Origin of the sequence: Comamonas sp. B-9 (genome assembly GCF_000410635.1) — a bacterium.
In the GTDB taxonomy this organism is placed as follows: domain Bacteria; phylum Pseudomonadota; class Gammaproteobacteria; order Burkholderiales; family Burkholderiaceae_C; genus Comamonas.
Window position 1 is genome coordinate 3,309 of sequence record NZ_KE148531.1, and the last position, 10,802, is coordinate 14,110.

The following is a 10,802-nucleotide window of genomic DNA, read 5'->3' on the forward strand; positions in this document are numbered from 1 at the left end:
GGCCAGCGCCACCTCGCGCCGGTGGCGGTAGAGCCTGGCGGTCAGGTGCGTGTCGGTATCGAGCTGCACGGTGCTGCCGGAGGCCGCGTCATCGGGCAAGGTGACCATCAGCTGCTGGCCACGCTGCGAGGCATAGTTTTGCTGAAAGCTGGGTTGCCCCCCCCAGCCAAACCAGCCCGCACCCACAACGGCCGCTGCCACCAGGGCCGTGGCGGCATAGGGCAGCACGGGGCGCAGCCAGGATTGCCAAAAGCGCGGGCGCGGGGTATGCGTCTGTGCATCACGCTGGGGCAGGCCGGCGCGCAGCCGGGCCAGGTCGTGGGCTGGCAGGCTTTGCACGCCCGCGATGCTGGCGCGCATCGCATGCAGCGCGGGCCCATGGCGCGGGTCAGCCGCCAGCCAGGCCTGCAAGGCCGCCTGGCCCTGCGCATCCAGCCCGGCGTTGCAGCGCACCGCCCAGGTTGCGGCCTCGTGCTCCAGCGCGTCCACATCGTTGGCCTCGTCCGCAGCCATCCCTTCGGGCAAGTCACCCGGGCTGTGGTTGAAGGATGAAGAGGTGCTGGACATGCGCAGAAAAATCGGGAGGGAATGGAGCGAGAGGGGCGGTGAGGAGGAGGCGATTGAAGCGGTGCACACTAAGCGCCAGGCCCCTGCCCATGCCGTTTGCAGGCCAGGGTGCCGCGCACCACATGCTTCTCAACCATGCTAACCGATATGCGCATGCGCGCTGCGATCTCGGCCTGCGGCAGGCCATCGATGACATGCAGCACAAAGGCCTCGCGGCAGCGCGGCGGCAGGCTCTCGATCACCTGCACATAGCCATGCACGGTCTGCTGTCGCACCAGGGCCTCCTCGGGTTGCAGATGCTGGGGCGCGGGCGGCTCATCGGATGCCGCCACCTCGTCCAGGCTGTCATGGCGCCGCAGCGCGTCACGGCGGTGCTGGTCAATCACCAGGTTGCGCGCGGTGCGGTACAGCAGCGCCCGACCATCCATCACCGGCGGCCCCGAGCGCTGTGCTGCCAGCACCCGTGCATAGCTCTCCTGCGCCAGGTCCGCCGCCGCATCGCGGTCGCCCACCTGGCGGTGGAGAAAGTTCAGCAGTTCGCGGTAGAAGCGCTCAAGCATGGAGGGGGCGGAGGGCCGGCGGCAGTCCCTGCAGGCAGGGGGCTAGTGACGAAAATAAGAATCATTCTAATTGTCGCGCCTAAGCCCTGTGCCCAGGTTGCCCTGTTCTGGATCTATCCCTTGCCAAGAACCAAGACGGCATCGCCCGCACCGGGTGCGGCCTGCATTCCAGGATCGCCCTGCAATGGAGTCGTTTTGTAGAGCAAATAAACATTTGTTAACATTATTTGCAGATATCTACGGCCGTGTATACATTTGCCAAATAGCTCATTTTTTTGGTAAATGCACACCCGAACGCATCCGGCTTGGAGCGGCTGGCGGGCTCAGAAAGATCCAACGGGATATCCAGATATGACAAACAACTACTTCAGCAGCCTTCTGCGAAAGCTGGGGGCGATCCTTGCGTTGCTGCCCATTTCCGTGATTGCCTGGGGCCAGACCGCCGACCTGCAGATCGTGAAGTCAGGGCCGGCCACGGCAGCCGGCGGTGGTGCATTCAGCTACACGCTGGTGCTGGACAACAATGGGCCCAATGCGGCCAACAACGCCAGCTTTTTGGACACCCTGCCGCCCGGCGTGGTGAATGTTTCGGCCTCCTGTGTTGCCGCCACGAATGGGGCGTCGTGCCCTGCCAGCATCGTGGCGGACAACAGCGCGGTCTCCGGCGTCCTGCCCACGTTTCCCGCACTGGGGAAGGTGACGATTGAGATCTTGGGGAATTTTGCAGTCTCAGGGCCGAGCTCGCTCACCAATACATCGACGGTGAGCCCTCCTGCGGGCGTCACCGATCCCATGCCCGAGTCCAATACGAGTTCGGTGAGCACGGCGATGAACTATGGTGCCGATCTGGTGGTCAGCAAATCGCAGAGCGCTCAGAGTTTTGTCTCTGGCCAGACGGTGACCTATGTCATGACGCTGACCAACAACGGCCCTGCGGCAGCGGATGGCACGATGATGGAGGACTTCCCCTACGGAAACAGCGGCAGCTCTGCGGCCCGCGTGAATGCCAGTTACACGTTTGGCGGTTGCAGCGCAGTGAACGGTGCCGTGTGCCCGGACACCGGTGCATTTCAGAACTACAGCGGTCAGGTAGGAAGCGCAGGCTATTTGTTCAATACCGCGGTTCCCCGTTTGCCATCGGGCGGTGCCATCACCATCACCTACACGATGGTCGCGACAGCGCCATCGATGTGCGGCTTGACGGCAGGCGCACTGCAGAACGTGTTCCAGACCCGAGGCATGCCCGCCAGCGTCATCGACCCCGATCCGACCAATAACCGCGCAGAAGTGGAGCAGGCAGTAGCTGCGACGGCCGCCTGTCCGGAGGCGGACCTGGAAGTGACCAAAACGCAAAGCGCTGACGATTTTGTCCCTGGCCAGCCGGTGACCTACGTCATGACGCTGACCAACAACGGCCCCACCGCTGCGGATGGCGTCTTGATCGAGGATTTCCCTTATGGCTACGGCGGCACGGCTGCTGCCAACGTGAATGCGGCTTACAGCTTTGGGAGCTGTGTGGCGGCCAATGGCGCTGTCTGTCCGGACGCTGGCGCATTCCAGAATTACTCGGGGCTGGTGGGAAGCGCGGGCTATTTGTTCAATACGTCGGTACCGGCGCTGCCATCAGGAGGCACGATCACCATCACCTACACGATGGTGGCGGATGCGCCCTTGCGATGCGGCTTGCCCTCCGGGCCTTTGCAGAATGTGTTTCAGACACGGGGACTGCCACCGGGTGTCACGGACTCCAATGCATCCAACAATCGCGCCGAAGTGGAACAAACCGTCGATGCCACAGCGGATTGCCCACAGGCTGACCTGGTCGCGACCAAAACGCAAAGTACCGATATCTTTGTCGCTGGCCAGCCAGTCACCTACACGATGACCTTGACGAACAACGGCCCGGCAGCGGCCGATGGGGCGTCCATGTTGGATTTCCCCTATGCCTACGGTGCGGGCGTCCAGCTCAATGCCGCCTATAGCTTTGCCGGCTGCACGGCGACCAATGGCGCGGTTTGTCCCGACAACGGCGTTTTCCAGAACTACAGCGGCCAGGTCGGTAGCGCGGGCTATCTGTTCCAGACCACCGTGCCCAGCTTGCCATCAGGCGGTGCCGTCACCATCACCTACACGATGGTGGCCAACATGACGAGCGCTTGCACCTCTGCCAACGGGACCATTCAGAATAACTTTCGGGTCTCTGCACCGGTCGGCGTCACCGACCCCGAGCGATCCAATGACGAAATCCTGGTGGAGCAGCCGTTTGTATGCGCGGATATCTCCACCAACAAGACGGTAGCGCCAGTCACCGTCCAGGCCGGAGAGACGGTGACCTACACCGTCAGCGTGGTGAACGCCGGTCCTGCCGATGTCAGCAACGTGGCGTTTTCCGATCCGCTGCCCAATGGCTTTGTCTACGCCAGCGCAAGCTGTGCGGTTGAAGTGGCGCCGGGCACCTGCGGCCCCGTCAACTATGACGCTGCTACGCGCACCGTCAGCAGCAGCATTGCGGCGATTGGGAATGGCGGCCAAGTGCGATTCACCATCGTAGGTACCGCTGGAAACATCCCCGGAACCTATCCCAACGTGGCCTATGCCGCCGCACCTTCTGGTGTCGTGGATCCGGTGACCTCGTCCAACAGCAGCTCGGTCAATCTCCAGATCTTCAACACCAGCGCAGCGGTGACGGTCAGCAAAACCATCACGGGTCTGTCGCCCAGTGGCCTGCCCGCTCCGCTCACCTTCAGCGGCACCGTCACCTGTGGCGCACAAGCGCCGCAAAACTGGTCTGCCACCGTTGCCGCTGGCAGCAGCAGCGCCAGCAGTGCTGCTTTGAGCTTCTACGACGGTGATGCCTGCACGGTGACAGAGAACGCGCCACCTGCTGCGCCCGCAGGCTACCTCTGGACCGGCACGCCCGTCATCAGCCCCAGCCCCACCGCAACGCTGGCATCGGCACCAGTGGCCGTCAGCGTGACCAATGCCCTGCAGCGCCAGACCGGCAGCCTGGATCTGAGCCAGTTGTTTACCGGCCCGGCCGATGGGATTGCGCAGGTCAATGGGGTATTCAATTTTTCGCTGAACTGCGGCGCCGATGGCAGCTTCTCCTTGGCGATCACCGTGACCCATGGCACCAGCGTGCCCGCTGTCATCAGCAGCCTGCCCGCGGCTGCCAGCTGCACGGCGACTGCGACAGGCCCCATGCCGGCAGCTCCTGGCGGATTCACCTGGGAGGCATCGAGCTACCAGAACAATCCTGCAGTGACCATTGCCAATGGCGTGGTGAGCATTGTCGTTACCACGCCGTTGAAGGCGACGACGGGCGATGTGGGCGGCTCCGTCAAGGCCGTGCCCGGCCTCGGCAACGCCATGCTGGTGCTGATGGCGCTCCTGCTGTTGGGCTTTGCGGCGGCCAATGTCAGAAGCCGCCAGCATTGATCTGGCTAGCATTGCGCAAGTAATGTGGAACGCCCGGCGATGCCGGGCGTTTTTATGGGATGAAGCTAGTGTTTTTATGAGCGGTTGCTGACAGACTTGCAGGATGACGGGCCGCATTCGGTGCTTGCCGCGTCCGCTTACCTCAGCCGCTTCAGCATCTCTGCCATCACGATATGGCGCATGGCGAGGGCGACGCGCAGGTGTTGTGGGTTGCCCTGGATGTGCGGTACATCGTCGTTCAACAGCTCTGCAGCGGCCTTTTCGATATGGGCACGTGTCTCGTCCAGAATACGGCCCGCCAGGCCGGCAGCCAAGCCCAGCGCGACACCGGCATCGACCACACTGGACTGCGTCACTTGGCGGAACTGTGTGGCGTTTGGCAAGGGAAACACCAGCGGTCTCTCTGACCAATCGTTCAGATCGGCGGTGTCTGTTGGTAGGCTTGATGCAACAACTATCTGTCGATAATCCAAATTTTTGTCGGCATCCCTTGCTTTGCAGCGATTAGCCTCTTGCGGCGGCTGAACAGGGTGAGGGAGCGCGGTGTTGTTTCCAGATCACGCCATCAACCAGGTAGTGATGAAAATTCAGTGTGAAGTGTGCGATGAGCACAGTGGGAAGTCCCAGCCAAAGCAACTGTGTCCCAACCCAGTCTACGGCCCAATAGAGTAGGGCTCCCAGTAGCAGACAATGGCAGATGTATTGCCGGGCACTCTTCCAGAGCAGCGTTGTTGAGATCCTTTCGCTGCTTTTCTCAGCGTCGCGCCGGATGTTCTGCGCCCAGACGAACTGTAAGTACTGCAGGTTGTGCCAGAGGTTGATCACCAGCCAGCCAAGGGTTATGTCGGTGATCCAGATGTAAGCTGCGAGATTGGCACACACGTGCGATGCCACAAACCCATCGTGACGCCAATCGATCTCGCGAGCCAGGGCCTTATGTGCAAGCCGCCACAACCACCATGCGCCGCACACGATGGTGGCTACTCCTGCGACGTCGGCCACCGGTGTAGGCACAGCCGGAAGTTCAATGGGGTACTCAAGAAAAGTTGTGGGAGACTCGGCGCAGCGGGCAAGTAGTCCCCAGGCTGCAACCATATAGATCAGGGTTTCGGACAGTCGATCCGCTTGAAACGGTTGCGTCGACCCTGCCCGTCGATAAGCCCTGGCGATACCGAAGGATTGCCGCGCGACGTGATAGCTCTGAGCGATGAAATAGAGCGTGAATAGTCCGCTAATCTCATACGCTAGTGCCGTGGCCACCACACCGCCGAGCACGATCACGGGTAACCCGAAGATCAGAAAACGATATCGTCGAACGTGGGCCAAACTGGCACCGATACGGGTGAAGGTCGCCACCACATGGGGATTGGCGAAAAGCCAGGTATCGATCAGTACAACGGCGATCAGCATCGCAGGAGAGACGGATGCGATGCCTGCCAGGCCGAGAGCTAGCCCCAGCGTACCCACGATGAAGGTGCCATCAAACCAGGCATGCTGGCCCAGCAATCCAGTGCGGGCGGCCCGTTTCTGGGCCAAAGTATTCATGTAACTGTCATCGGCCTGATATGTGGCCGAGGTGACCCGAGCGGTGCAGGCTTGGGAGGCATGGTGAACATGGTTCCTGCACGGAGGAATTGCGCAGTGCTGTTCTTGAGTTTCTCCAGCGCTAGTGCGCGGGAGGCTGCAAAACGTGATTCAAGTGTGAGCCGCTTGGACATTCCGGACAGGCCTGCAGCGGGAAGCTTTTGGTATGGATCGTAGACTTCGGTAATTTCACAGGGATAGCAGCGATCACTTGCATCAAGTTGGCTCGCAAGGCTAATTTTGTAGACAACACCTTCGGCCTGATCGGGATCCACAGGAAAGGAAAAGACCAAATCGGAAACCCTGAGGTCTTTCCTAATATCGCCTTGAAATATGAATCCCGCAGCCCGATAGGCGTCAATGACCGTAGATTTCAAGCTGGTCTGCTCAATACCGACGAACGAGTTCTCATAGAGGTTCTTCTCACCTTGCCACTGGTTCTTGTAATCGAACCCTAGACTGCCATCCATAAATGCCTGCCCATCTTGCTGAATGCTCGCATAGGCTTGATCGATGGCAGGAAGGACCTGCCGATTCACTGCATACTGAAGCATCCAGGGAGCCTGTTGCAGATGAGCAAAGTCTGTCAACACCGTCGTTCGCAGAAAACAAGTCGCACACCGCCCCTTCTTGTCGATATTTTCATCCGTCCTGAGCACTACTTCGATATTCTTGACCTGTCCTTCCATTGCCACAGGGTAGGCGAAGGTGTAACGCACCGTGCCATCTTTCATTCGTTCAGAAGTACGCGATGAGAAGCCTGCGTTTTCGAAAGCGGTACTCACCATTTTGCTGAAATTCTCAGCCGGCATCCCTTTATAAGCAGCTATGGCGACAGCCTCTGACGCTGTGCTCGGGTGAAGCAGGATCGGCGCGGCGACTTCTTTTGCTAATACATTTCCTATCAGAGTTACGCCCAATAAAAGGGAAGGCATTAGTTTTATTAACTGCTTTATTTGCATTATTTATAATTGATCTGTATGGAGTAGAAAATAGGAACAGCATAACACTGCAATAAAATATTTGCCTAAGGCTGAAGAAGTGTTTGTATGAAGCAAAGATTGCGGATTTACTACACCGAAGCTCAGAAAACGGTGATGTGGGATCGCTGGAAAACAGGCGATACCTCGTCCGAGATCGTCAAGCTTTTTGACCGGCCGCACACCAAGCATTGGCTGTTGGCGAATCGATTCGCTGCATCGCCAGGCGCTTGAGACGAGTTGCCTCCACCATCAGTCGCGAGCGGCTGCGCAATGACGGCAGGACTTGCTACCGAGCGGCTAAGGCCGATGCTGTAGCCTGGGAGCGTGCTCATCGCCCCAAGGCATGCAAATTGGCACGTAACCCTGCACTGGCTCAGATGGTGGCGGTTAAATTGCAAGGTCTGTGGTCACCCGAACCAATAGCGGGATGGCTCAAGCGAACGTATCCGGACCAAAAGGAGTTGCAGGTGTCTCATGAAGCCATCTACCGCACGCTATTCGTCCAACCACGTGGTGCTTTGAAGAAGGAGCTCCTGGAGCACTTGCGCCGAACCAGAGGCATGCGTCGCTCAAGGCACTACACCCAGAAAACTCCGATCCATGGCCTATCAGCGAACGCCCAGCCTGCATAGAAGTTCGTGCAGTTCCAGGCCATTGGGAAGGCGCCCTGTGGTTCGGTGATGCTTACAGCCAGATTGCGACGCTGGTCGAGCGGCATACGCGCTATGTGATGTTGGTCAAACTCGTGGACAAAGATTTGCACACCGTGGGAGCCGCGTTAGCCCGGCATGGGCAGACAATGCCCAGGCAGCTGTATCTCTCCTTGACTGGGGACCGCTCAATGAGAAACTATAGCTATAGAAGAAGGTATATAAAAAGAGCCCGGAAAAATCCGGGCTCTTTTTGCTGGCTATGCCAAGCGTCTTCATTTAACGCCTAAAGGTAGGTGAGTCGTTTGGTTTGTGGCATCCAGTCGCAAAATTGTGTCGCGAGTCGCAAACAATACGGCGCCCTACGAACAGCATCCATCACACATCAATATTCCCCGCCCGCAATGCATTGGTCTCGATAAAGTCGCGGCGTGGCTCGACCTCGTCGCCCATCAGCATCGTGAAGACGCGGTCGGCTTCGATGGCGTCGCCGACCTTGACCTGCAGCAGGCTGCGGACTTGGGGGTCCATCGTGGTTTCCCACAGCTGCTCGGGGTTCATCTCGCCCAGGCCCTTGTAGCGCTGGCGGGCGGTGGTGCGTTCGGCTTCGCTGATGAGCCACTGCATGGCCTGGCGGAAGTCGGTCACTTTTTCCATCTTGGCTTTTTCGCCTTCGCCGCGGGTGACCTTGGCGCCTTCGGCGAGCAGGCCGTGGAAGTTCTGGGCTTCGGCGGCGAGGGCCGCGTAGTCCTGGCCTTCGACAAACTCTTGCGTCAGGATGGAGCTTTTGATGTTGCCGTGGTGGTGGCGGCTGATGCGCAGGATCGGCTTTTCGGTGTGCGGGTCCAGCTCACCGGTGACCTCGGCGGGCACGCCGGTCGTGGTCAGCTCGCGCAGCTTGGCTTCGAGCACCGGGGCGCAGACCATGGCGTCGTCCAGCGTGTCGAGGCGAATCTGCACGCCGTCGGCAATGGCGCGCAGCGCTTCGGCGTCCAGGTAGGACGAGAGGCGGTCGATGACGGTTTCGGCGGCCAGGTGCATGCCGGCCAGGCGGCCCAGCTCTTCCCCATCGATGGTGCGCGGGTTGGCACCGCCGGTGCTAACGCTCGCGCCTTGCAGGGCCACGCGCAGCAGGAACTGGTTGAGGGCAGGGCCGTCCTTGAGGTACAGCTCTTCCTTGCCGTTCTTGACCTTGTACAGCGGCGGCTGCGCAATGTAGATGTGGCCGGCTTCGACCAGATCGGGCATCTGGCGGTAGAAGAAGGTCAGCAGCAGGGTGCGGATGTGGGCGCCGTCGACGTCCGCATCGGTCATGATGATGATGCGGTGGTAACGCAGTTTGGCGAGGTTGTAGTCGTCGGTGCTGCTCTTGCCCGAGTCTTCGCTCACCTTGCCGATGCCGGTGCCCAGCGCGGTGATCAGGGTCACGATTTCGCTGCTGGAGAGCAGCTTTTCGTAGCGGGCTTTTTCCACGTTCAGGATCTTGCCGCGCAGCGGCAGGATGGCCTGGAACTTGCGGTCACGCCCTTGCTTGGCCGAGCCGCCTGCGGAGTCACCCTCGACGATGTAGATTTCAGACAGCGCCGGGTCTTTTTCCTGGCAGTCGGCCAGCTTGCCGGGCAGGCCCATGCCATCGAGCACGCCTTTGCGGCGCGTCATTTCACGGGCCTTGCGGGCGGCTTCACGGGCGCGGGCTGCTTCAACGATCTTGTTGCAGATGATCTTGGCGTCGTTGGGCTTTTCTTCGAGGTACTCGGTCAGCAGCTTGCCGACGATGTCCTCAACCGGTGCGCGCACTTCGCTGGAGACCAGCTTGTCCTTGGTCTGGCTGCTGAACTTGGGCTCGGGCACCTTGACGCTGAGCACCGCGCACAGGCCTTCGCGCATGTCGTCGCCGGTGACTTCGACCTTGGCCTTCTTGGCCAGGTCATGGTCGGCGATGTACTTGCCGATGACGCGGGTCATCGCCGCGCGCAGGCCGGTCAAATGGGTGCCGCCATCGCGCTGGGGGATGTTGTTGGTGAAGCAGAGCACCTGCTCGTTGTAGCCGTCGTTCCACTGCATGGCCACTTCAACACCGATCTCGGTGCCGGGGATGCCGCCATAGGTTTCGGCCGGGCGGCTGCCTTCGGCGTGGAACACGGTGGGGTGCAGCACTTTCTTGGTGCCGTTGATGAACTCGACAAAGCCCTGCACGCCGCCGGCGCCGGAGAAGTCGTCTTCCTTGCCATCGCGCTCGTCCTTGAGACGGATGCGCACGCCATTGTTCAGGAAGGACAGCTCGCGCAGGCGCTTGGCCAGGATCTCGTAGCGGAACTCGTAGTTTTCCTTGAAGATTTCCTGGTCGGGCAGAAAGTGCACTTCGGTGCCGCGCTTCTCGGTGGCGCCGACAATGCGCATTGGCGAGACTTCGACGCCGTCGACCACTTTGACCAGGCGGTTTTGCACAAAGCCGCGCGAGAAGTCGATCTGGTGCACCTGGCCTTCGCGGCGCACGATGAGCTTGAGCTTGATGGACAGTGCGTTCACGCAGGACACGCCCACGCCGTGCAGACCGCCCGAGACCTTGTAGCTGTTCTGGTTGAACTTGCCGCCGGCGTGCAGCTCGGTCAGCGCGATTTCAGCGGCCGAGCGCTTGGGCTCGTGCTTGTCGTCCATCTTCACGCCGGTGGGAATGCCGCGGCCGTTGTCCACCACCGACAACGAGCCGTCGGCATGGATGGTCACCAGGATGTCGTCGCAATAGCCGGCCAGCGCCTCGTCGATGGAGTTGTCCACCACTTCAAACACCAGGTGGTGCAGGCCGGTGCCGTCCGAGGTATCGCCGATGTACATGCCCGGGCGTTTGCGCACAGCCTCCAGCCCTTCCAGGATCTGGATGGCGCCTTCGCCATAGCCGCTGGCATCGGGGCCTGGCGTGCTGGGGGATTGTTCCGGCTGGTTTTCTGCGGTCATGAAGCTGCCTTGGTACTGCACTGGCGGGGGCGGCGCCCCGCCCTGTCTTTGAATCAAATAAATCT

The 10,802-nt window shown here is 60.4% G+C and carries 7 protein-coding genes and 1 pseudogene; 2 read left to right on the top strand and 6 right to left on the bottom strand.

The genetic code is table 11. From position 1 onward, the window contains the following. Both H928_RS33065 and H928_RS0106665 read right to left on the bottom strand, forming a co-directional pair. A partial coding sequence (locus H928_RS33065; protein ID WP_239644897.1) for a DUF4880 domain-containing protein occupies positions 1 to 567 on the bottom strand: 567 nt, incomplete at its 3' end. Positions 568 to 635: 68 nt separating this feature from the next. Continuing rightward, positions 636 to 1,127, bottom strand: a complete 492-nt coding sequence (locus tag H928_RS0106665; RefSeq protein ID WP_021025789.1) for a sigma-70 family RNA polymerase sigma factor — start codon at positions 1,125 to 1,127, stop codon at positions 636 to 638. A gap of 351 nt (positions 1,128 to 1,478) precedes the next feature. Between H928_RS0106665 and H928_RS0106670 the strand changes: the two genes are divergently transcribed. Continuing rightward, positions 1,479 to 4,565, top strand: a complete 3,087-nt coding sequence (locus H928_RS0106670) for a DUF5979 domain-containing protein (protein ID WP_021025790.1) — start codon at positions 1,479 to 1,481, stop codon at positions 4,563 to 4,565. A gap of 137 nt (positions 4,566 to 4,702) precedes the next feature. Here the strand turns inward: H928_RS0106670 and H928_RS0106675 are convergent, their stop codons facing one another. From H928_RS0106675 to H928_RS0106685, 3 genes are all read right to left on the bottom strand, one after another. Next, positions 4,703 to 4,948 carry a hypothetical protein gene (locus tag H928_RS0106675; RefSeq protein WP_148293076.1) on the bottom strand — a complete coding sequence of 82 codons (246 nt, stop codon included), beginning with the start codon at positions 4,946 to 4,948 and terminating at the stop codon, positions 4,703 to 4,705. A 121-nt stretch (positions 4,949 to 5,069) separates the two neighbouring features. Continuing rightward, complete coding sequence (locus tag H928_RS0106680; protein ID WP_027010633.1) at positions 5,070 to 6,110, bottom strand: hypothetical protein; 1,041 nt, start codon at positions 6,108 to 6,110, stop codon at positions 5,070 to 5,072. Then, on the bottom strand, positions 6,107 to 7,084 hold the full coding sequence (locus H928_RS0106685) for a hypothetical protein (protein WP_204366289.1): 978 nt from the start codon (positions 7,082 to 7,084) through the stop codon (positions 6,107 to 6,109). Before H928_RS0106685 ends, H928_RS0106680 begins: the two co-directional genes overlap by 4 nt. A gap of 114 nt (positions 7,085 to 7,198) precedes the next feature. Here H928_RS0106685 and H928_RS31420 point away from each other — a divergent pair. After that, positions 7,199 to 7,997 (top strand): annotated as a pseudogene (locus H928_RS31420) (IS30 family transposase); the annotation flags it as partial. Between the two features lie 163 nt (positions 7,998 to 8,160). Here H928_RS31420 and gyrB read toward each other — a convergent pair. Then, entirely contained in the window at positions 8,161 to 10,737 is a 2,577-nt protein-coding gene (gene gyrB / locus H928_RS0106690; protein ID WP_027010635.1) for a DNA topoisomerase (ATP-hydrolyzing) subunit B, read from the bottom strand. Between the last annotated feature and the right edge of the window lie 65 nt (positions 10,738 to 10,802).

Bases quoted from the DNA above. Each gene is read 5' to 3' on its own strand.
- H928_RS0106685 (WP_204366289.1), bottom strand. From the start codon at position 7,084: ATGCCTTCCCTTTTATTGGGCGTAACTCTGATAGGAAATGTATTAGCA.
- H928_RS0106665 (WP_021025789.1), bottom strand. From the start codon at position 1,127: ATGCTTGAGCGCTTCTACCGCGAACTGCTGAACTTTCTCCACCGCCAG.
- H928_RS0106670 (WP_021025790.1), top strand. From the start codon at position 1,479: ATGACAAACAACTACTTCAGCAGCCTTCTGCGAAAGCTGGGGGCGATC.
- H928_RS0106680 (WP_027010633.1), bottom strand. From the start codon at position 6,110: ATGAATACTTTGGCCCAGAAACGGGCCGCCCGCACTGGATTGCTGGGC.
- gyrB (WP_027010635.1), bottom strand. From the start codon at position 10,737: ATGACCGCAGAAAACCAGCCGGAACAATCCCCCAGCACGCCAGGCCCC.